Genomic DNA, 21,914 nt, shown 5'->3' with positions numbered 1-21,914 from the left:
GCGCGCCATGAAAAAATTTATCCACAGCCTCGCGCCCTGGGCGTTGCCGGTGCTCCTGCTGGCGGTGTGGCAGTTGTCGGTGTCAGCCGGTTGGTTGTCGACGCGGATTCTGCCGGCACCGGTGGCGGTGATCGAGGCCGGTGTCAGCCTGGTGCGCAGCGGCGAGATCTGGACGCACCTGGCGATCAGCGGCTGGCGCGCGGCGCTGGGCTTCACTATCGGCGGCAGCATCGGCCTGGTGCTGGGCTTCATCACCGGCCTGTCGAAGTGGGGTGAACGCCTGCTCGACAGCTCGGTGCAGATGATCCGCAACGTGCCGCACCTGGCGCTGATTCCGTTGGTAATTCTGTGGTTCGGCATCGATGAGTCGGCGAAGATTTTCCTGGTCGCATTGGGCACGTTGTTCCCGATCTACCTCAACACCTATCACGGCATCCGCAACGTCGATCCGGCGTTGGTGGAGATGGCGCGCAGTTATGGCCTGTCCGGTTTCAGTTTGTTCTGGCAGGTGATTCTGCCGGGGGCACTGCCTTCGATTCTGGTCGGTGTGCGCTTTGCGCTGGGCTTCATGTGGCTGACGCTGATCGTTGCCGAAACCATTTCCGCCAGCTCCGGCATCGGTTATCTGGCGATGAATGCCCGCGAGTTTTTGCAGACCGACGTGGTGGTGCTGGCGATCCTGCTTTACGCGGTACTCGGCAAGCTTGCTGATCTCGCCGCCCGTGCTCTTGAGCGGGTGTGGCTGCGCTGGCATCCGGCCTATCAGGTTGCCAAAGGAGGTGCGGCATGACCGCTCAACAACCTCCACGCCTGCTGCGCGGGATTCCGCTGGTGGTGCGCAACCTGCAGAAAACCTTTGGTGCGCGGCAAGTGCTGCGCGACATCGACCTGCACATTCCGGCGGGGCAATTCGTCGCCGTGGTCGGACGCAGCGGGTGCGGCAAGAGCACCTTCCTGCGCTTGCTCGCCGGCCTCGACCAACCGACTGGCGGCGACCTGCTGGCCGGCGCCGCGCCGCTGAGCGATGCGCGGGAAGACACCCGGCTGATGTTCCAGGAAGCCCGGTTGCTGCCGTGGAAAAAGATCATCGACAACGTCGGCCTTGGCCTTAAAGGCAACTGGCGCCCGCAAGCACTGGAGGCGCTGGAAGCGGTGGGTCTGGCCGATCGCGCCAACGAGTGGCCGGCCGCCTTGTCCGGCGGGCAGAAGCAGCGTGTGGCGCTGGCCCGGGCGCTGATTCACCAGCCGCGCCTGCTGTTGCTCGACGAGCCGCTGGGTGCGCTGGATGCGCTGACCCGGATCGAGATGCAGCAACTGATCGAACGCCTCTGGCAGAAGCATGGGTTCACCGTGCTACTGGTGACCCATGACGTCAGCGAAGCGGTGGCGATTGCCGACCGGGTGATTCTGATCGAGGACGGCGAAGTCGGCCTCGACCTGCAAGTGGAACTGCCACGCCCGCGAGTGCGCGGATCGCATCGACTGGCGGCGCTGGAAACCGAAGTGCTCAACCGTGTTCTGTCCCTGCCCGGCGAGCCGCCGGAGCCGGAACCTGTTTCACCACTGCCTACGCAATTGCGCTGGGCTCAATAACTCAAGCTTTATCAACGACAGGAATCAAAGCCATGACTATCAAAGCCATCAACGTGCGCAACCAGTTCAAAGGCTCGATCAAGGAGATCGTTCTCGGCGACGTGCTGTCGGAAATCGACGTGCAAACCGCTTCCGGCATCGTCACTTCAGTGATCACCACCCGCTCGGTCAAGGAGCTGGAACTGGCGGTGGGCAGCGAGGTGATCGCCTTCGTCAAATCCACCGAGGTGTCGATCGCCAAGTTGTAAGCCAGTGAGTAAAAAACAACCCCGAAAGGCGTGAGCCCTTCGGGGTTTTTTGTGTCTGTCTTGAAGTTCGCGGTGCGGCCTTCGCGAGCAGGCTCGCTCCCACAGGGAACCGCATTCCAAATGTGGGAGCGAGCCTGCTCGCGAAGAGGCCGGTAAAGACGCTAGAGAATTCTTTTGGGCAGATAAGGCGGCAGATACAGCCCGATATAGGCATCAAACACCCGCATCCCTTCCTCGGCCATGCGCGGTGTGATCTGCCCGTGCTGCTGCACCGAGCGCGCATACACGCGGTCACCCAGTTCCATCGCCAGCGCGAACACGTCGACATCGCTCGGCAGGCGCGGCAATTCGAAGTGATGGTCGAACAGCTTGTGCATCAGGTCGCCCAGTTCGATGTCGTGCTGGCGGTCCGCCTGGGTCACTTCGGTCAGGCCGTGCTGGGCGAGGATCAACTGGCGGGCCGCCGCGTCTTCGTCGTAGATCTCCAGCATCCGCTCTTCGACCAGCCGCGACAGGTCGCGCCAGTCGCGCAGCGCCTCGTGATCGATCGGCGCTTGCAGGCAGGCGCGAAACGCCGCATGCACGTCGGCGGTCAGCGCTTCGAGCAGTGCCGGGACGCTGGCGAAGAAGTGGTACACGGAGGAGGGTGGAATCTGCGCGCGTTCGGCGACGCTGTAGATCGACAGACTGGCCACACCCTCGGCGGCCAGCAGCGTACGCGCGGCGTCGAGTATCGAGTCGATGCGCGCCTGGCTGCGGGCGCGGGGTTTGCGGACGGGGGCGGGACGCGTCATGGAAGTCTCCTGCGGGGCAGCGGGCATTGTACGAGCAGGCTTGTGTGTTGTCTGCCGACCTGTGGCGAGGGGGATTTATCCCCGATGGGTTGCGAAGCGACCCCAAACCCATTCCCCTCGGTGTGTCAGGAGTATCCGGTTCTCAGGGATTACGACTGCTGCGCAGCCGGTCGGGGATAAATCCCCTCACCACAGTGGAAAATGTTCAGGCATAAAAAAACGCTGCGGGCTGAAATGGCCGGCAGCGCTTTTTATTCCTGCAATCCGTTTACACAGTATGCAGATACCAGTTGTACTCAAGGTCGGAGATGGAGTGTTCGAACTCCTCCAGCTCGCTTTCCTTGCAGGCGACGAAGATATCGATGTATTTCGGATCGATGTACTTGGCCATCACTTCGCTGTCGTCCAGCTCGCGCAGGGCATCGCGCAAGTTGTTCGGCAGGCTTTGTTCGTTCTGCTCGTAGCTGTTGCCTTCGACCGGAGCGCCCGGTTCGATCTTGTTCACCAGACCGTGATGCACACCGGCCAGGACCGAAGCCATCAGCAGGTACGGGTTGGCGTCGGCGCCGGCCACGCGGTGTTCGATACGCACGGCATCGGCAGAGCCGGTTGGTACGCGGATCGCCACGGTGCGGTTGTCCAGGCCCCAGCACGGCGAGTTCGGCACGTAGAACTGCGCGCCGAAGCGACGGTACGAGTTGACGTTCGGGCAGAGGAAAGCCATCTGCGCCGGCAGGGTCTCGAGCACACCGCCGATCGCGTGACGCAGCGCGGCGTTCTGCTCGGGATCCTCGCTTGCAAAGATGTTCTTGCCATCTTTGTCGAGCACCGAGATGTGGACATGCAGACCATTACCCGCCTGGCCCGGATACGGCTTGGCCATGAAGGTGGTGTCCATTTCATGGTCGTAGGCGATGTTCTTGATCAGACGCTTGAGCAGTACCGCGTAGTCGCACGCCTTGATCGGGTCGGCGACGTGGTGCAGGTTCACTTCGAACTGCGCCGGGGCACTTTCCTTGACGATGGCGTCGGCCGGGATGCCTTGCTCTTTGGCGCCTTCCAGAATGTCCTGGAGGCAGTCGACATATTCGTCGAGGTCGTCGATCAGGTAGACCTGAGTCGAGTGCGGGCGTTTGCCGGAGATCGGTGAACGTGGCGGCTGTGGACGACCGTTCACGTTTTCCTGGTCGATCAGGTAGAACTCCAGCTCGAAGGCTGCGCAGATGGTCAAGCCCAGCTCGTCAAACTTTGCAACAACTTGACGGAGCACTTCGCGCGGATCGGCGAAGAACGGGTCGCCTTCGAGTTCGTGCATGGTCATCAACAGTTGCGCGGTAGGGCGCTTCTGCCATGGCTCGTTGCACAGGGTATCGGGGATTGGATAGCAGATCCGGTCGGCGTCGCCGATGTCCAGACCCAGGCCGGTGCTTTCCACCGTAGAGCCATTGATATCCAGAGCAAATAGAGAGGCCGGCAGGTTGATGCCTTTCTCGTAAACCTTGTGGAGGCTGGTGCGTTCGATGCGCTTGCCGCGCACCACACCATTCATATCCGCAATCAGAAGGTCAACGTACAGAACCTCAGGATGTTCCTTAAGGAACGCGTTCGCTTCGTTAAGCTGAACGGCACGCGGGGGTACCGACATGATGCAACACCTTTGTTGTTAAAAATATCAATCATTGATCTTTTCTGGTTTCAGTCAACCCGAACGGCCTGCCGAAGTCAAGCGAGGCCTTTTTTGCCCTAAAAAAGCGCTGCAAGGGCATTTATGGGGCACTTTGGGGCAGTTTTTTGTCCTTGGGACGCTTGGCACCCGCGGGCTTGAGCAGGCCGTGTTGTATTTTTTACGGGGGTGTTGTGTAAAAAAATGAACAAGGCTAAGCTCCGACCAAACCCATAACAGCAATAATACCGGGGTGCTTCATGTCTCGCCTGCCGTTAATCGGCATCACCGACTGCTCGCAACAGTCCGGTCTGCATGCTCATCACATCAGTGGCGACAAATCCGTCCGTAATGCAGCCAGCATGGCTCGTGGCGGGTCGACGAGGTTATCGTGCGCATCAGGCCCAACGGCAACGTCCGATATTCTGGACGCACGGGACAGCATCCTGTTTATGGCGTCTCCTTCCAATATAGATCCCTTTGAGTCCCAAAGCCTGTGCCGCTTCCAAAGCCGTGCTCATGATTCTGCACGCCTTGAATGTGCACAGGAAATGCAACGCCAGCGTAAAGGGCAGGTAAGCTCCTCTTTCATTGTCTATGCGCGGTGCCAGGCGTAAGCCGGTACTGCGCGCAAGCAAGCCCCCTTTAACGCGACGCCACGGCGTCAAACTTTGCCTGACACGATGTCAGGAGACTCAGCCCAGAGGCATTTATGAGTAACAACCTCGACCAGCTCACCGATTGGTTGAAAGACCACAAGATCACAGAAGTCGAATGCATGATCGGCGACTTGACCGGTATCACCCGGGGCAAGATCTCGCCGACCAACAAGTTCATCGCCGAAAAGGGCATGCGCCTGCCGGAAAGCGTTCTGTTGCAGACCGTGACCGGCGACTACGTCGAAGACGACATCTATTACGAACTGCTCGACCCGGCCGACATCGACATGATCTGCCGTCCCGACCAGAACGCCGTGTACCTGGTGCCATGGGCCATCGAGCCGACCGCCCAGGTGATCCACGACACCTACGACAAGCAAGGCAACCCGATCGAGCTGTCGCCGCGCAACGTGCTCAAGAAAGTCCTGAAACTCTACGCCGACAAGGGCTGGCAGCCGATCGTGGCGCCGGAGATGGAGTTCTACCTGACCAAACGCAGTGACGACCCCGACTATCCGCTGCAGCCGCCGATCGGCCGCTCGGGCCGTCCGGAAATCGGTCGTCAGTCGTTCTCCATCGAAGCGGCGAACGAATTCGACCCGCTGTTCGAAGACGTCTACGACTGGTGCGAACTGCAGGAGCTGGACCTCGACACGCTGATCCACGAAGACGGCACGGCGCAGATGGAAATCAACTTCCGTCACGGCGATGCACTGTCGCTGGCCGATCAGATTCTGGTGTTCAAGCGCACCATGCGCGAAGCCGCGCTCAAGCATGACGTGGCCGCGACCTTTATGGCCAAGCCGATGACCGGCGAGCCGGGCAGCGCGATGCACCTGCACCAGAGCATCATCGACATCGAGACCGGCAAGAACGTGTTCTCCAATGAAGACGGAACCATGAGCCAGCTGTTCCTGCACCACATCGGTGGTCTGCAGAAACTGATCCCGGAATTGCTCCCGCTGTTCGCACCGAACGTCAACTCGTTCCGCCGCTTCCTGCCGGACACTTCGGCGCCGGTGAACGTGGAGTGGGGCGAAGAAAACCGCACCGTGGGCCTGCGCGTACCGGATGCCGGGCCGCAGAACCGTCGGGTGGAAAACCGCCTGCCGGGCGCCGACGCCAACCCGTACCTGGCGATTGCCGCGAGCCTGCTTTGCGGTTACATCGGCATGGTCGAGGGCCTCAACCCGAGCGCGCCAGTGGTCGGTCGTGGCTATGAACGCCGCAACCTGCGCCTGCCGCTGACCATCGAGGACGCGCTGGAGCGTATGGAAAACAGCGCGACCATCGAGAAATACCTGGGCAAGACCTTCATCACCGGCTACGTCGCGGTCAAGCGGGCCGAGCATGAAAACTTCAAGCGCGTGATCAGTTCCTGGGAGCGTGAGTACCTGCTCTTCGCCGTCTGATACGCCGGGCGCGGTGGCCAGCCGCCGCGCCTTCACCGATAACAAGGAGAATTGGCATGACCAGCAACAACCCGCAAACCCGTGAGTGGCAAGCCCTGAGCAGCGATCACCACCTGGCCCCGTTCAGCGACTTCAAGCAGCTGAAAGAGAAGGGTCCACGGATCATCACCAACGCCAAGGGCGTGTACCTGTGGGACAGCGAGGGCAACAAGATCCTCGATGGCATGGCGGGTCTGTGGTGCGTGGCGATCGGTTATGGCCGCGATGAGCTGGCCGACGCAGCTGCCAAGCAGATGCGCGAACTGCCTTACTACAACCTGTTCTTCCAGACCGCGCACCCGCCGGCGCTGGAACTGGCCAAGGCCATCGCCGACGTGGCGCCGCAAGGCATGAACCACGTGTTCTTCACCGGTTCCGGCTCCGAAGGCAACGACACCATGCTGCGCATGGTTCGCCACTACTGGGCGATCAAGGGCCAGCCGAACAAGAAAGTCATCATCAGCCGCAAGAACGGTTACCACGGTTCGACCGTGGCGGGCGCGAGCCTGGGTGGCATGACCTATATGCACGAGCAGGGCGACTTGCCGATCCCGGGCATCGTCCACATTGCGCAGCCGTACTGGTTCGCCGAGGGCGGCGACATGTCGCCGGAAGAGTTCGGCATCTGGGCGGCCAATCAGCTGGAAGAGAAGATTCTCGAAGTCGGCGTGGACAACGTCGGTGCGTTCATTGCCGAGCCGATTCAGGGCGCTGGCGGCGTGATCATTCCGCCGGACACCTACTGGCCGCGCATCAAGGAAATCCTCGCCAAGTACGACATTCTGTTCGTCGCCGACGAAGTGATCTGCGGTTTCGGCCGTACCGGCGAGTGGTTCGGTTCGGATTTCTACGACCTGAAGCCGGACATGATGACCATCGCCAAAGGCCTGACCTCCGGCTACATCCCGATGGGTGGCCTGATCGTGCGTGATGAAGTGGTGAAAGTGCTCAACGAAGGCGGCGACTTCAACCACGGCTTCACCTACTCCGGGCATCCGGTGGCGGCGGCGGTGGGTCTGGAAAACATCCGGATTCTGCGCGACGAGAAAATTATCGAGAACGCGCACAACGAAACGGCACCGTATTTGCAGAAACGTCTGCGCGAACTCAACGATCACCCGTTGGTGGGTGAAGTGCGCGGGGTCGGTTTGCTGGGGGCGATCGAGCTGGTGCAGGACAAGGCCACTCGCAAGCGTTACGAAGGTCGGGGCGTGGGCATGATCTGCCGGCAGTTCTGCTTCGATAACGGCCTGATCATGCGCGCCGTGGGCGACACCATGATCATTGCGCCGCCGCTGGTGATCAGCAAGGCAGAAATCGATGAGCTGGTGACCAAGGCACGTAAATGCCTGGACCTGACCCTCAGTGCGTTGCAGGCCTAAGTGCTAGGCTTCGAGCGGGGGAGCTGCGGCGCTCTCGCTCGAAGGTGTCAGAAAGGTTGGCCTTTTCTTGAAAGACCGCCTCCGATCTTGCCAGACTAGCCGCGGTTCCAGTTGTCCGGGTTCGGCCGCTGAACAAAGTGGTTCAAAAAAGAAAAATTTGGAGCATGACGCATGAAGGCATTAGGTAAAAAGCTTGCTGGCAAGACTCTTCTCGCGCTGTCCGTCGCGGGCATGATGGCGGGTGCGGTTCACGCGGACGACAAGGTACTGCACGTTTACAACTGGTCCGACTACATCGCTCCGGACACCATCGCCAACTTCGAGAAAGAGTCCGGGATCAAAGTCGTCTACGACGTATTCGACAGCAACGAAACCCTGGAAGCCAAACTGCTGGCGGGCAAGTCCGGTTACGACGTGGTCGTGCCGTCGAACAACTTCCTGGCCAAGCAGATCAAGGCTGGCGTTTACCAGGAGCTGGACCAGTCCAAGCTGCCTAACTGGAAGAATCTGAACCAGGACCTGCTCAAGGCCGTGTCGGTCAGCGACCCGGGCAACAAGCACGCCTTCCCGTACATGTGGGGCTCGATCGGCATCGGTTACAACCCGGAGAAGGTCAAGGCTGCGCTGGGCGTCGACACTATCGACTCGTGGGACGTGCTGCTCAAGCCTGAGAACATCGCCAAGCTCAAGGGCTGCGGCGTGAGCTTCCTCGACTCGCCGACCGAAATGCTCCCGGTCGCGCTGCACTACCTGGGCCTGCCAACCGACAGCCAGAAGAAAGAAGACATCAAGAAAGCCGAGGAACTGTTCCTCAAGATTCGTCCTTCGATCACCTACTTCCACTCCTCCAAGTACATCTCGGACCTGGCCAACGGCAACATCTGCGTAGCGGTCGGCTACTCGGGTGACGTGCAGCAGGCCAAGTCCCGTGCCGCCGAGGCCGGTGACAAGGTCAAGGTCAGCTACGCCATTCCGAAGGAAGGTGCCGGCAGCTTCTATGACATGGTCGCGATTCCGAAAGATGCGGAAAACATCGACGGTGCCTACAAGTTCATGAACTACCTGCTGCAACCGAAAGTGATGGCCGAGATCACCAACGCTGTGCGCTTCCCTAACGGTAACGCCGAAGCGACCCAGTACGTGAACAAGGACATCACCGCCGATCCAGGCATCTACCCGCCAGCCGACGTGCAGGCCAAGCTGTATGCGATCGCCGACTTGCCGGCCGCTACCCAGCGTGAACTGACCCGCAGCTGGACCAAGATCAAATCCGGTAAATAAGCCGGTTTGAAGCAACAACCACTGGCCGTCGTCGCCGCGACGGCGGCCAGCGGATCAATTAAATGACAGGAAGTTTTGCAGGAACGGTTTTTCGAGGGTAAGTTGCGCGCCGGTTTGGTTGCCGGGCAGCCATGGCTGTCATGTAACGCGGGGCAACTTGGGCCCAACTAATTTAGAGGACCTCCACTTGCCTATTTTTTCTTCTTTGCGCAAAGCCCTGCTGGCCACTGCCGGCCTGACGATCGCTGTCGGAGCCCAGGCCGCCGGTACGGTGCATATTTATAACTGGTCGGATTACATCGGCGAGACCACCCTGGCCGACTTCGAGAAAGCCACCGGGATCAAACCGGTGTACGACGTGTTCGATTCCAACGAGACCCTGGAAGGCAAGCTGCTGGCCGGGCGTACCGGTTACGACGTGGTCGTGCCGTCGAACCATTTCCTCGGCAAGCAGATCAAGGCGGGCGCGTTCCAGAAGCTCGACAAGTCGCAGTTGCCGAATTATTCGAATCTCGATCCGGTGCTGCTCAAGCGCCTGGAACAGAACGACCCGGGCAACCAGTACGCCGTGCCGTACCTGTGGGGCACCAACGGCATCGGCTACAACGTCGAGAAAGTCAAAGCGGTGCTCGGCATCGACAAGATCGACTCCTGGAGCGTGCTGTTCGAGCCGGAGAACATCAAGAAGCTGCACAGCTGTGGCGTCGCGTTCCTCGACTCGGCCGATGAAATGATGCCGACCGTGCTCAACTACATGGGCCTGAACGCCAACAGCACCAATCCGAAAGACTACGCCAAGGCCACCGACAAACTGCTGGCCGTGCGTCCTTACGTTACCTACTTCCACTCGTCGAAATACATCGGTGATCTGGCCAATGGCGACATCTGCGTGGCCATCGGTTTCTCCGGCGATATCTTCCAGGCCAAACACCGTGCCGAAGAAGCCAAGAAGGGCGTGAACATCGCCTACTCGATCCCGAAAGAGGGCGGCGCGCTGTGGTTCGACATGCTGGCGATTCCAAAGGATTCGTCCAACGTCAAAGAGGCCCACGCCTTCATCAACTATTTGCTGAAACCTGAGGTGATCGCCCAGGTCAGTGATTACGTCGGTTACGCCAACCCCAACCCGGGGTCGGACAAGCTGATGGAACAGTCCATCCGCACCGACGAAGCGGTTTATCCACCGCAAGCAGTCCTCGACAAGACCTACGTGTCGGTCGAGTTGCCACCCAATATTCAGCGTTTGATGACCCGTAGCTGGACCAAGGTCAAGTCGGGCAAGTAAGGCACAAACTATCCTGGGTTCGTCCGCATGGGGCGAACTGCACTGTTTTTTTCTGGGAGTTTCGTAAATGGCAGTTGCCTCCGGCGCCTATAAGAAAGCCCTCGAGGGCGACCAGACACCTAAGCAGGTGTTGGTCAAAATCGACCGGGTCACGAAGAAGTTCGACGAGACGATTGCCGTGGACGATGTGTCCCTGGAAATCAAGAAAGGCGAGATCTTCGCCCTGCTCGGCGGCTCGGGATCGGGCAAATCCACGCTGCTGCGGATGCTGGCAGGGTTCGAACGGCCCACGGAGGGGCGCATTTTCCTCGACGGCGTCGACATCACCGACATGCCGCCGTACGAGCGACCGATCAACATGATGTTCCAGTCGTATGCCTTGTTCCCGCACATGACCGTGGCGCAGAACATCGCCTTCGGCCTCAAGCAGGACAAGATTCCCAACGCCGAGATTGATGCGCGCGTGGCCGAGATGCTCAAGCTGGTGCAGATGAGCCAGTACGCCAAGCGCAAGCCGCATCAACTGTCCGGCGGTCAGCGTCAGCGTGTGGCACTGGCGCGCTCGCTGGCCAAGCGGCCGAAGCTGCTGCTGCTCGACGAGCCGATGGGCGCACTGGACAAGAAACTGCGTTCGCAGATGCAACTGGAGCTGGTGGAGATCATCGAGCGCGTCGGCGTGACCTGCGTGATGGTGACCCACGACCAGGAAGAGGCCATGACCATGGCCGAGCGCATCGCGATCATGCACCTGGGCTGGATCGCCCAGATCGGCAGCCCGATCGACATCTACGAAACCCCGACCAGCCGTCTGGTCTGCGAATTCATCGGCAACGTGAACATCTTCGAAGGCGAAGTGATCGACGACGCCGAAGGCCACGCGACGATCACCTGCAAGGACCTCGACCGGCAGATCTACGTCGGCCACGGCATCAGCACCTCAGTGCAAGACAAGTCCGTGACCTACGCGATTCGTCCGGAGAAGCTGCTGGTCACCGCCGAAATGCCGACCTGCGAATACAACTGGTCGAGCGGCAAGGTGCATGACATCGCCTACCTCGGTGGCCACTCGGTGTTCTACGTCGAATTGCCGAGCGGCAAACTGGTGCAGTCGTTCGTCGCCAACGCCGAACGTCGCGGCCAGCGTCCGACCTGGGGCGATCAGGTTTACGTGTGGTGGGAAGACGACAGCGGCGTGGTACTTCGCTCATGAACATGCGCAAGTTCAAACGACGGCTCAACCGAATAATTCCCAATGGCCGGCAACTGGTCATCGGGGTTCCGTTCATCTGGCTGTTCCTGTTCTTCATGCTGCCGTTCTTCATCGTCCTGAAGATCAGCTTCGCTGAAGCCGACGTGGCCATCCCGCCGTACACCGAGATCTACACCTTCGCCGAGCAGAAGCTGCAACTGCTGCTGAACCTCGGCAACTACGCGATGCTGGGCGACGACGAGTTGTACATCGCCGCCTACCTGGGCTCGCTGAAGATGGCGTTCTTCAGCACGCTGCTGTGCCTGCTGATCGGCTACCCGATGGCCTACGCCATCGCCAGCGCCCGTAAAGAGCTGCAGACAGTGCTGGTGTTGCTGATCATGATGCCGACCTGGACCGCGATCCTGATCCGCGTTTACGCGTGGATGGGCATCCTCAGCAACAACGGCCTGCTCAACGGTTTCCTGATGAGCATGGGCTTTATCGACGAGCCGCTGCAGATCCTCAACACCAACCTGGCGGTCTATATCGGCGTGGTTTATTCGTACCTGCCGTTCATGATCCTGCCGCTGTACGCCAACCTGGTGAAGCACGATCAGAGCCTGCTGGAAGCCGCTTCCGATCTCGGTTCGAGCACCTTCAACAGTTTCTGGAAAATCACCATTCCGCTGTCCAAGAACGGGATCATCGCCGGCTGCATGCTGGTGTTCATCCCGGTGGTCGGCGAGTTCGTGATCCCGGAACTGCTTGGCGGCCCGGAAACCCTGATGATCGGTAAAGTGCTCTGGCAAGAGTTCTTCAACAACCGTGACTGGCCGGTGGCGTCCGCCCTGGCGGTGGTGATGCTGGCGATCCTGATTGTGCCGATCATCCTGTTCAACCGCAGTCAGGCCAAGGAAATGGAGGGCAAAGAATGAAACGCATCCGTTTCTCCAGCCTGATGCTGGTACTGGGTCTGTTGTTCATCTACCTGCCGATGCTGATCCTGGTGATCTACTCGTTCAACGCCTCGAAACTGGTGACCGTGTGGGGCGGCTGGTCGATCAAGTGGTACGTCGGCCTGCTCGACAACACCCAACTGATGGGCTCGGTGGTGCGCTCGCTGGAAATCGCCTGCTACACCGCGGTTGCGGCGGTGGCGCTGGGTACGCTGGCAGCGTTCGTGCTGACCCGCATTACCCACTTCAAGGGCCGCACGCTGTTCGGTGGCCTGGTGACCGCGCCGTTGGTAATGCCTGAGGTGATCACCGGTCTGTCGCTGTTGCTGCTGTTCGTGGCCATGGCGCAGATGATCGGCTGGCCGCAGGAACGTGGCATCGTCACCATCTGGATCGCCCACACGACGTTCTGTGCGGCGTATGTGGCGGTGGTGGTGTCGGCGCGTCTGCGTGAGCTGGACCTGTCGATCGAAGAAGCGGCGATGGATCTGGGGGCGCGGCCGTGGAAGGTGTTCTTCCTGATCACCATCCCGATGATCGCGCCGTCGCTGGCAGCGGGCGGCATGATGTCGTTCGCTCTGTCGCTGGACGATCTGGTACTGGCGAGCTTCGTTTCCGGCCCGGGTTCGACCACGCTGCCGATGGAAGTGTTCTCGGCGGTGCGTCTGGGCGTGAAGCCTGAGATCAACGCCGTGGCCAGTCTGATTCTGCTGGCAGTGTCGATCGTGACGTTCCTGGTGTGGTTCTTCAGCCGCCGTGCCGAAGAAGCGCGCAAGAAAGCCATCCAGCAAGCCATCGAAGAAGGCGCCGCCGATTCGTGGAAGCAACCGGACGTGCGCCGCGCGCCTGCACCGGAAGCGGCTTAAAGCAAACTCGGGTTGGCCCCTTTATCAAGGCCAACCCAAATCCAACTGTGGGAGCGAGCCTGCTCGCGAAAGCGGTGCGTCATTCAACATCAATGTTGATTGATACGCCCCCTTCGCGAGCAGGCTCGCTCCCACAGTTGGTTTCAGGAAGTCCAGGGAGATTGGCGAATGACTTCAACAAAGTTCATCGGTTTGAACCCCGGCTCCTGATCCACCAGCACATCGGTCTTCACGTTGCCGAACGTGGTCTGCGGACGATGGCGCAAGCCGTCGGCAAACGCGCAGATGATGCATTCCTTGAAACCTTCCCCGCGTGGATGCGCATGCACCACCGCCTCGCGCTGGGTGCTGCTGAACGTCGCGTAATCCATCCCCAACACGTCCATCTCGACCCCGGCGGTGACCAGCGCGACGGTCGGCCGCAAGTGCTTTGGCACGCCTGGCGTGGTGTGCAGGGCAATCGACAGCCAGACCTGCTCGATGTCGTCATCACTCAGCCCGTACGGTTTGAGAAACGCCGCTGCCGCGTTGGCGCCATCCACTTCGAAACGCTCGTCGGCACTGCGATAGCCCTCGACCAGACCGAGGTCGTGGAACATCGCGCCGACATACAGCAGCTCCGGGTTGTAGGCCAGTTGCTGGCGCTCGCCGCTCAATGCGCCGAACAGAAACACCCGGCGCGAGTGGTGGTAGAGCAGGTCGGTTTCGATGTCGCGAATGTATTCGGTGGTGGCCCGGGCGAGGGAGCTGTCGGGGATCTTGATGCCGGCAATGGTCGTGCTCATGAAGGTATCCTCATCGAAAACGCCGTCGTGGCGCTGATGGACAAAGTCTGTTCCCCAAGGCACTAAACGGACAATCAACGCATGGCTGCGATCCTTGCCAATCAACCTGCAAATCGTGCCAACCTCGCTTGTTGAACCTGGATTGGCTAGGGTTGGTTCAATCAACAAGGCAGGCACGGCCCATGTGGGAGCGGGCTTGCTCGCGAAAGGGCCCTCACATTCAACTTACCTGTTGAATGACACACCGCTTTCGCGAGCAAGCCCGCTCCCACAGGGATTTGTGTTTGCCACAGGCATTGAGGACATTGGAGGCTCATGAACAAAACCATCGCGATCGTGGTATTCCCCGGCGTGCAGGCGCTGGATGTCAGCGGGCCGATGGATGTGTTCGCCGAGGCCAACCGGTTTCTGCCGCCCGAGGATCACTATCAGTTGGAGGTGATCGGCCTCGAACGCGGGCCGATGGCTTGTTCCAATGGCCTGAGCATCAGCGCTCACCGGCACTTCAGCGAAGCGCTGGACGCTTGTGATTTGTTGGTGGTCGCTGGCGGGCCGCAGTTGCCGTTCATGGATTTCGGCAAAAGCTTCGACACCTGGCTGCGTGAGGCCTGCGCCCGTGCACGGCGCTTCGGCTCGATCTGCAACGGCGCGTTCATGCTGGCGCGGGCGGGACTGCTGGAAGGGCGCACCGTGACCACCCACTGGAACGATGCCGAAGCCTTGGCACAGCTGTGTCCATCGACCCGAGTCGAGGCCGATCGCCTGTACGTCGAAGACGGTGCGCTCTACACCTCGGCCGGGGTCACCGCCGGGATCGATCTGTCGTTGTACCTGTTGGCCCGCGATCACGGCGCTGAAGTGGCGCTGATTGTGGCCAAGCGGCTGGTGGTATTCACCCAGCGTTCTGGCGGGCAATCGCAGTTCAGCCCGTTCCTCACGCCGCACGCGGAGCCGACGTCGGCGGTGGCGATGGTGCAGTTATATGTGCTGGCCAACCTCACCGGGGATCTGACGATTGCCGATCTGGCGAATGCGGCGAACATGAGTGCGCGCAACTTCTCCCGGGTGTTCGCTCGCGAAGCCCGGGTCACCCCGGCGGAGTTCGTCGAAAGTGCGCGAGTGGATGCGGCGCGAGTACTGCTGGAAAGCACCACGGCACCGCTGAAGACCGTGGCCTATCAGTGCGGGTTTCGCGATGCGCAGCACATGCGCAGTGTGTTCAATCGGCGGTTGGGGGTGACACCGCAGCAGTTTCGGCTGAATTTTGCGCTGATGCTCTGAAGGTCTCTTGTGTTCTTAAGGGCCCCATCGCTGGCAAGCCAGCTCCCACAGGTTTCTCGGGTATTCACATAATCTGTGTTCACTGAAAATCCTGTGGGAGCTGGCTTGCCAGCGATGGGGCCAGACCAGCCAGCACAAAACTACTGGGCAGCCCGCGCCGGCAACAGCTTCAAGGTACTGCGAGTATTGGCCGTCACCTCTTCCTCGCTGAAATGCGCCTGCACGAACATCCCCTCGACGTACTCTTCAGCCTGATCGTCATAGTGGCTGTCGAACGGCACACCGCTCTGGCCGACCGGGTTGATGGTCAGGCTGTGCGCCGGGTCGGCGAAGTCGACCAGCCGCCGCGTCGAAGGCCCGTAAGTCACCGGCCACGGCGCCGGGCCGAGCTTGGCCGAGAGGTTGTTCGGCACTTCGTGGCTACCCGGCGCGGCGAACGGCCCGACGTTGAAGATGTGATCCAGCGGCTTCTGCTGACCCAACGGATGACCGTGAGTCAGGGTGTGCGCCGTGCCCCATTGCCAGTCGGACGGATTGTCGCCGAGGGTCTGTTTCAGGTGCGTCATGCTCGCCTGCCACGCCGCTTTGACGACGTCGGCGCGAGTCTCCTTGTTCGGCGTGTTGTGGTTGTCCCACCAGGGTGAATCGGCGTTCGCCGCCAGTCGCGGCAGGGCGGCATCGATCACCCGGGTCGACAGCAGGGTCTCGAAGAAATCGTTGCCCAGCTCATCACGCATCGCCGCATCGGCGAGATCGTAGAGGAACTGGTTGAACACTGTGGCGTTGACCGAATCCAGCGGATAGTCGCCCGGCCACTGCGCCAATTGCTCGACCAGTTTCAGTTGCGCCGGATCACTCACCACTTCACGCAACACCTGCAGCAACGGCGCCAGGGTGCGCGGGCCGTAGGCGGTAGTGGTGCCCAGTTGCAGTTTCTGGTTGGCTTCGTTGCTCCATTTCACGCTCTTGTCGCTGAGCTGGCGATTGAGCTGCTGTCCGCGATCGGCGAGGTTGTAGTAACCGGGAATCTCCATCGCGGTCGGCGACAGTGGCTGGAAGTTGGCCGAGACGATGTAGCCGCGCGCCGGGTTTTCTTCCTGCGGGTTGGCGCTGAACGGGTAGTAGCCGTCCTTGTCTGCCTGATTGCTGCTGCCGTCGAGAATGAACTCCGGCTTCACCTCGGCCGGGCGTTTCGGCAACAGCGCCGAGGCCCACCAGGCAATGTCACCCTTGGCGTTGGCGTAGACGATGTTCAGCCCCGGTGCCTGCACCTTGGTCGCGGCGGCGCGGGCCTTGGCCAGGGTGTCGGCGCGGTTGAGCTGGTAGAAGCCTTCGAGGATCGGGTTCGGCGTTTCGAGGAACGCCCACCACATGGCGATCGGCGTTTTACCGGTGGCAGTGCCGAGGGCGTCGTTGACGATCGGGCCATGGGGCGACTGGCGCAAGGTCAGCGTCACCGGCGCCTGGCCCTTCACCGCGATCTGCTGCTGGGTGCTGAGCAGATCGGTCCACTGGCCGTGGTACCAGACCTGATTCGGGTTGTCCGGGTTGACCTTCTCGGCGATCAGATCCAGATCGTCGTTCTGGAACATGGTCAGGCTCCAGCCGAAATCCAGGTTGTGCCCCAGGAATGCGAACGGCACCAGCGCCTGATGATGGCCGTAGAGCTCAAAGCCCGGTGCCGACAGTTGCGCCTCGTACCACACCGACGGCACCGAGAAGCGAATATGCGGATCACCGGCCAACAGCGGTTTGCCGCTCTGGCTACGGCTGCCGGCAATCACCCAGGCGTTGCTGCCTTCGAATTGCGGCAGGCCGTTTTCAATCAGCGCCTGCTCGCTGAGGCGGGCGAGGGCGTTGAGGTCTTTCCAGTCACCGGCGGCGAGGGTCGGAGTCTTGTTGGCGTGACCTTTGGCGAGCACGCCTTTGGGCTGCCAGTCGAGGTCGAAGACGTTGAGGTAATCGGCGCCGAGTTGATCGCGCACGTAGGTCAGCAGTGGCTCGGTGCGAAACGCCGCGGCGAAGCTGTAGGCCATGTAACCGGCGACGCTGATGCTGTCTTCGGCGGTGAACGGCCGCTTGGGGATGCCCAGCACGTCGAACTCGATCGGCGCGACGTGGCTGTCCTGATATTGGTTGATGCCGTCCAGATAGGCTTGCAGGGCCTTCCACGCGGGTGACTGTTTATCGAGACTGGCGACATAACGGGCGGCGCGTTCACGGATGCGCAGGCTGCGAAACAGTTTGTCGGTGTCGAGCAGCTTCGGCCCTAGCACTTCGGCCAACTCGCCACGCGCGAGGCGGCGCATGGCTTCCATCTGGAACAGGCGATCTTGAGCGTGCACGTAGCCGAGGGCGCGATACAGATCGGTTTCGTTTTCGGCGCGGATGTGCGGCACCCCGCGTTCGTCGTAACGCACCGTCACCGAACCTTGCAGGTTGCGCAGCTCCACCTGGCCCTGACGCGTGGGTTGCTTGCTGTAGAGGTAGGCACCGACGCTGGCGAGCAGGACAACGATGAGCAAGGCAAGAACGGTGAAGACGCGTTTCATGGTGACTCCTTGTGCATGCGGGATTGCCGCCCGTCGGGCTGCAAACAATTAGCACAGACCTTCCGTGCCGTGCATCGCTGTCCTCGAAAAGTCCGGAATGCCTTACTGCGCCAGCACCGGCCAAGGGCAATAACACCCGACCGCCAGGGTGTGCGTGGCGTTGACCGGTCGATCATCCATCAGCGCGTTGAGGATCGGTTCAATAAAGCTGTTGCTGGAGTTGCAGGTCAGGCCTTCGCTGTAGGGGCCGAAGTACGCCAGTTTGCCGCTGCGGTCCCAGATCGCCACGGCGGGGCTGGCGGGGATCTGTTCGGAGCCGGGCAGCACCGTGATGGTTTTCAGATTGCCGAGGGTGGCGGGCAACTGGCCGTGGCTGCCGACGCGCTGCACCGCAAAGAACTCCACGCCGCGCGGGCCGAACTGCTCGACCATTTCCGTCAGGTGCTGTTGATTGCCAACGTTGCACGGGCAGGCCGGATCCCAGAAGTGCACGAGGCGGATTTTGCCGGGGCCGGCCAGCTCATCCGGCAGACGCAGCGAATCACCGGAAAACACCGCGGTGTGCTGACTGAACGCACGCAGATAACGCCCCTGAAACCAGTCGTACGCCGCCCACAGTACCCCGGCACACAGAAGCGCGAGCAGGCTGGCAAACAGTGCGGTGCGGTAGGGCGAGCGCATGGTTTTTCGATCCTCGAAGGGGGGCTAGCTTGCCATGCTTGCCGCAACAGATGAATATCGCAGGCCGATAAAGTCTGTTTACCGCTTTGGAATACCCGCATGCCTGACACTTTCGATGCCGATCATTTACGCGCCAGCCTAAAGCCTTTGGCCCAGTGGCAGCCGTTGTCGGATGAGGCGAAAGCGTATCAGCGGTTTTATAAAACCGACTTCCCCGAGCGCGATGTCTGGCGCGGCATGGGCCGGTTCGAAGTGGACGGGTATGAGCTGGTCAGCCATTGCTGGTGGCCGGAGAAGGTCAAGGGCACGCTGTTTCTGCTGCACGGTTTTTACGATCACACCGGGCTGTATCGGCATGTCATCGAGTGGGCACTGGATCAGGATTTTGCTGTTATTGCCTGCGACTTGCCGGGGCATGGTTTGTCGAGTGGGCCGCGGGCGAGCATCCGTGATTTCTCCGAATATCAGGACGCCTTGCAGGCGTTGTTCGCCGAAGCCGGTTCGATTGCCCTGCCGCAACCCTGGCACCTGTGCGGGCAAAGCACCGGCGGCGCGATCGTCGTCGACCATGTACTCAATCATGGCGAGGGCAGCCCGGCGCAAGGCCATTTGATTCTGTTGGCGCCGCTGGTACGTCCGCGCGCCTGGGGCTGGTCGCAGCTCAGTTATTACCTGCTGAGGCCTTTCGTGCGAGGCATCGCCCGGCGCTTCAGCGAGAACTCCAACGACCCGGATTTCCTGCCGTTTCTGCAGGCCGATCCGTTACAGCCCAAACGCTTGCCGACCGCGTGGGTCGGTGCGCTGTCGCGCTGGATCATCCGCGTCGAACACGCGAAAAAAAGTCCGCGACGGCCGCTGATCATTCAGGGGCAGGCGGACATGACCGTGGATTGGCAGCACAACTTGCAGGTGCTGAAGTGGAAGTTCGACCGGCCGCAGATTCTGCTGCTGCCGCAGGCGCGGCATCATCTGGCGAATGAGACGCTGGAAATGCGCGAGGAGTATTTCGAGTTTCTGAACAAGCGAATTAGGGGGCGGAATCTTCAGTGATTCCGAGGGCCTCATCGCGAGCAGGCTCACTCCTACATTTGATCGCGGTCTCCTGTAGGAGTGAGCCTGCTCGCGATGGCGGTCTGAAAGGCGATAAAGATTACTGGCTGAGGTTCGAGGCGCTTTGCCCCACCGCCAACCCCGCCCGGATCGCTGCCAGCGCCGCCTGGTAATAGGCCTTGCCCTCGCTGGACTCGGCGAAGGTCGCGAACTGCTCCAGTTCGTCATCCGACAGATCGCGATAAACGTAGAGCAGCGTGTTGTTCAAATCAGCACCGATCTGCTCCATCAGGCGCTGGCGCTGACCGTTCAACATGCCTTGCGCCTGACCGCCACCGAGCAGGCCGGGGATCATCGAGCTCAAACTGTCCGCCGCCACCCCGGCAATCGCCAGGCTGACCTCGGCACCGGCCTCGCGCGCCGGCAGCGCTTGCGCCAGATGGCCGATGATCAGCAGGCGGCTGTCGCTGGCCTGCATCTTCGGCAGGCCCTTGGCGTTCTTCGCCAGTTGATCGCGACGGGTGGCGAGCAATTCAGCGGCGACGATTTTCTTGCCCAGCGGCGATTGAAAAAAAGTCAGCGCCGGTTGTGGATCGGCAAGGTGCTGGCGCAGTTGCGCTTCGGCACGCTGATCCATGGCCTGGGGGGCGAAGCGCTGGTTGCTGTTGTTGACCAGGGCTTGAAACACCGCCGGCGGCAGGTTGTTCTGGTAGCGCTGCTGCGCGGCACTCAGGGCATCATTGAAATGCGCACGTTGATCTGGCCAGCCGGCGATCTTGTACAGCTGATCGTGGCCGTCCGCCCAGGCGGGCAAAACGCAGAACATCAACAGTGAAAAAAGCAAACGGCGCATAGGGACTCCTGTCAGCAGCGGACTATTCTCCGTGCGGTGCCGGTACTTGTCGAGAATTCGTAGCAAGCCGCTGCGTGGCTCTGTCGGATTTCCTGCCGCCGGCATACTATGCGCGCCATGCAAATATCCTCTGAACACCCGCTGCTGTTACGCATCGTCGACGACCTGGCCGAACACGGCTGGTCGCAGCAGAACATTTTCCTGCCCGCAGGTTTGACCCGCGAGCTGGCGGCCGAGTGCCGCAAACGTGAGGCCGAGGGTGAACTGGCGCCGGCGGCGGTGGGCCGTGGGCCGTTTTCGGAGATTCGCGAGGGTATTCGCGGCGACCACATCCAGTGGATCGACCCGGGCCAGGCCGAGGCCAGCGACCGTTATCTGAGCCTGATGGACAGCCTGCGCGAGGCGCTCAATCGCGGGCTGTTCCTCGGGCTCGAGGATTTCGAGTGCCACTTCGCCCTGTATCCGCCGGGCGCGTTTTACCGTAAGCACGTTGATCGTTTTCGCGACGACGACCGGCGCATGGTCTCGGCGGTGGTCTATCTCAATGACGCGTGGCTGCCGGAAGACGGCGGTCAGTTGCGCATGTATCTGAACGATGAACGGGTGCATGACGTGCAGCCCACCGGCGGCTGTCTGGTGGTGTTCCTCTCCGGTGAGGTGCCGCATGAAGTGCTGCCGGCGCACCGCGAACGCCTGTCGTTGACGGGCTGGTTCCGCCGCCGTGGCAACGAGCCGTTCTGATATGCAGAAGATTCTGGTCAGCCGCTGCCTGTTGGGCCACCGCGTGCGTTACGACGGCGGAGCCAGCGGGCCGTTCGATCTGCTCGAACAGTGGATAGCCGAAGGGCGTGTGGTGCCGCTGTGTCCGGAAGTGGCTGGCGGTTTGCCGACCCCACGGGCAGCGGCGGAAATCCCCGGCGGGCAGGGCACCGAAGTGCTCGATGGCACGGCGGCGGTGATCACCACCGAAGGCGAGGACGTCAGCGCGCAGTTTCTCGACGGCGCGTGGCAGGCGCTGGCGCTGGTGCAAAAGCACGGCATCCGCGTCGCGGTGCTCAAGGCCAACAGTCCTTCCTGCGGAAACTTGCTGACCTATGACGGGACGTTCAGTGGCGTCAAAGTCTCTGGCGAAGGCGTGACGGCAGCATTGCTCAAGCGCCATGGTGTGCAGGTCTTCAGCGAGCTCGAATTGTCTGAGGCCGCAATCGCCCTGACCCACCTCAACTAAAAAACTCCACAAAATCCTTGTGGGAGCGGGCTTGCTCGCGAATGCGGTGTGTCATTCAAAGATGATGTTGACTGACACACCGCATTCGCGAGCAAGCCCGCTCCCACAGGGTTT

20 protein-coding genes are annotated in these 21,914 nt (G+C 61.0%); 14 read left to right on the top strand and 6 right to left on the bottom strand.

Features of this window, described 5'->3' with window-relative positions; all coding sequences use genetic code 11:
• Positions 1–7: 7 nt before the first annotated feature.
• The 3 genes from ssuC to HDC30_RS11000 are packed head-to-tail and all read left to right on the top strand — an operon-like array spanning position 8 to position 1,841.
• Positions 8–790: an aliphatic sulfonate ABC transporter permease SsuC gene (gene ssuC, locus HDC30_RS11010; RefSeq protein WP_098966154.1), complete on the top strand. Its 783-nt coding sequence runs from the start codon at positions 8–10 to the stop codon at positions 788–790.
• Positions 787–1,593 carry an aliphatic sulfonates ABC transporter ATP-binding protein gene (gene ssuB / locus HDC30_RS11005; protein ID WP_095137604.1) on the top strand — a complete coding sequence of 269 codons (807 nt, stop codon included), beginning with the start codon at positions 787–789 and terminating at the stop codon, positions 1,591–1,593. Before ssuC ends, ssuB begins: the two co-directional genes overlap by 4 nt.
• A gap of 32 nt (positions 1,594–1,625) precedes the next feature.
• Positions 1,626–1,841: a molybdopterin-binding protein gene (locus HDC30_RS11000; protein WP_007967989.1), complete on the top strand. Its 216-nt coding sequence runs from the start codon at positions 1,626–1,628 to the stop codon at positions 1,839–1,841.
• A gap of 161 nt (positions 1,842–2,002) precedes the next feature.
• On the opposite strand, the gene HDC30_RS10995 is transcribed toward HDC30_RS11000, so the two are convergent.
• Positions 2,003–2,635, bottom strand: coding sequence for a TetR/AcrR family transcriptional regulator (locus tag HDC30_RS10995; RefSeq protein WP_183782945.1), 633 nt, complete (start codon positions 2,633–2,635; stop codon positions 2,003–2,005).
• 268 nt (positions 2,636–2,903) lie between these two features.
• Entirely contained in the window at positions 2,904–4,280 is a 1,377-nt protein-coding gene (locus tag HDC30_RS10990; RefSeq protein ID WP_003229254.1) for a glutamine synthetase family protein, read from the bottom strand.
• A gap of 730 nt (positions 4,281–5,010) precedes the next feature.
• Between HDC30_RS10990 and HDC30_RS10985 the strand changes: the two genes are divergently transcribed.
• The 7 genes from HDC30_RS10985 (at position 5,011) to HDC30_RS10955 (ending at position 13,370) form a co-directional block, all read left to right on the top strand.
• Positions 5,011–6,369 carry a glutamine synthetase family protein gene (locus HDC30_RS10985; protein WP_007967993.1) on the top strand — a complete coding sequence of 453 codons (1,359 nt, stop codon included), beginning with the start codon at positions 5,011–5,013 and terminating at the stop codon, positions 6,367–6,369.
• 56 nt (positions 6,370–6,425) lie between these two features.
• A complete protein-coding gene (locus HDC30_RS10980; RefSeq protein WP_150370124.1) occupies positions 6,426–7,790 on the top strand; it encodes an aspartate aminotransferase family protein in 1,365 nt (454 codons plus the stop codon).
• A 171-nt stretch (positions 7,791–7,961) separates the two neighbouring features.
• Positions 7,962–9,071 (top strand): polyamine ABC transporter substrate-binding protein, encoded by a 1,110-nt coding sequence (locus HDC30_RS10975; protein ID WP_183782943.1) that lies wholly within the window; start codon positions 7,962–7,964, stop codon positions 9,069–9,071.
• A 187-nt stretch (positions 9,072–9,258) separates the two neighbouring features.
• Complete coding sequence (locus tag HDC30_RS10970; protein WP_098966145.1) at positions 9,259–10,356, top strand: polyamine ABC transporter substrate-binding protein; 1,098 nt, start codon at positions 9,259–9,261, stop codon at positions 10,354–10,356.
• A 67-nt stretch (positions 10,357–10,423) separates the two neighbouring features.
• A complete protein-coding gene (locus tag HDC30_RS10965) occupies positions 10,424–11,566 on the top strand; it encodes an ABC transporter ATP-binding protein (RefSeq protein ID WP_003229245.1) in 1,143 nt (380 codons plus the stop codon).
• 35 nt (positions 11,567–11,601) lie between these two features.
• Positions 11,602–12,483 (top strand): ABC transporter permease subunit, encoded by an 882-nt coding sequence (locus HDC30_RS10960; protein ID WP_171061891.1) that lies wholly within the window; start codon positions 11,602–11,604, stop codon positions 12,481–12,483.
• Positions 12,480–13,370, top strand: a complete 891-nt coding sequence (locus tag HDC30_RS10955; RefSeq protein ID WP_007968003.1) for an ABC transporter permease subunit — start codon at positions 12,480–12,482, stop codon at positions 13,368–13,370. Before HDC30_RS10960 ends, HDC30_RS10955 begins: the two co-directional genes overlap by 4 nt.
• Positions 13,371–13,513: 143 nt before the next feature.
• On the opposite strand, the gene HDC30_RS10950 is transcribed toward HDC30_RS10955, so the two are convergent.
• Complete coding sequence (locus tag HDC30_RS10950; protein WP_183782941.1) at positions 13,514–14,155, bottom strand: HD domain-containing protein; 642 nt, start codon at positions 14,153–14,155, stop codon at positions 13,514–13,516.
• A 315-nt stretch (positions 14,156–14,470) separates the two neighbouring features.
• On the opposite strand from HDC30_RS10950, the gene HDC30_RS10945 reads away from it, so the two are divergent.
• The gene (locus tag HDC30_RS10945) at positions 14,471–15,436 is read left to right on the top strand and encodes a GlxA family transcriptional regulator (RefSeq protein ID WP_183782939.1); all 966 of its coding nucleotides are present in this window, start codon (positions 14,471–14,473) and stop codon (positions 15,434–15,436) included.
• A gap of 140 nt (positions 15,437–15,576) precedes the next feature.
• Here HDC30_RS10945 and HDC30_RS10940 read toward each other — a convergent pair whose 3' ends face one another.
• Entirely contained in the window at positions 15,577–17,988 is a 2,412-nt protein-coding gene (locus tag HDC30_RS10940; RefSeq protein WP_183782937.1) for a penicillin acylase family protein, read from the bottom strand.
• Positions 17,989–18,090: 102 nt separating this feature from the next.
• Positions 18,091–18,669 carry a DUF6436 domain-containing protein gene (locus tag HDC30_RS10935; protein ID WP_183782935.1) on the bottom strand — a complete coding sequence of 193 codons (579 nt, stop codon included), beginning with the start codon at positions 18,667–18,669 and terminating at the stop codon, positions 18,091–18,093.
• Between the two features lie 99 nt (positions 18,670–18,768).
• Here HDC30_RS10935 and HDC30_RS10930 point away from each other — a divergent pair, with 99 nt between their 5' ends.
• Positions 18,769–19,719, top strand: a complete 951-nt coding sequence (locus HDC30_RS10930; protein ID WP_183782933.1) for an alpha/beta hydrolase — start codon at positions 18,769–18,771, stop codon at positions 19,717–19,719.
• A 100-nt stretch (positions 19,720–19,819) separates the two neighbouring features.
• Here HDC30_RS10930 and HDC30_RS10925 read toward each other — a convergent pair whose 3' ends face one another.
• Positions 19,820–20,572 (bottom strand): DUF2059 domain-containing protein, encoded by a 753-nt coding sequence (locus HDC30_RS10925; RefSeq protein WP_183782931.1) that lies wholly within the window; start codon positions 20,570–20,572, stop codon positions 19,820–19,822.
• Between the two features lie 108 nt (positions 20,573–20,680).
• Between HDC30_RS10925 and HDC30_RS10920 the strand changes: the two genes are divergently transcribed.
• Positions 20,681–21,313: a 2OG-Fe(II) oxygenase gene (locus HDC30_RS10920; protein ID WP_183782929.1), complete on the top strand. Its 633-nt coding sequence runs from the start codon at positions 20,681–20,683 to the stop codon at positions 21,311–21,313.
• 1 nt (position 21,314) lies between these two features.
• Positions 21,315–21,800 carry a DUF523 domain-containing protein gene (locus HDC30_RS10915; protein WP_183782927.1) on the top strand — a complete coding sequence of 162 codons (486 nt, stop codon included), beginning with the start codon at positions 21,315–21,317 and terminating at the stop codon, positions 21,798–21,800.
• Positions 21,801–21,914: the final 114 nt, after the last annotated feature.

The sequence above is a fragment of the Pseudomonas sp. JAI115 genome, assembly GCF_014200835.1.
Classification (GTDB): Bacteria; Pseudomonadota; Gammaproteobacteria; order Pseudomonadales; family Pseudomonadaceae; genus Aquipseudomonas; species Aquipseudomonas putida_A.
Note: the sequence above shows the minus strand (reverse complement) of the source record. Positions and strands in the feature narration are given on the sequence as shown.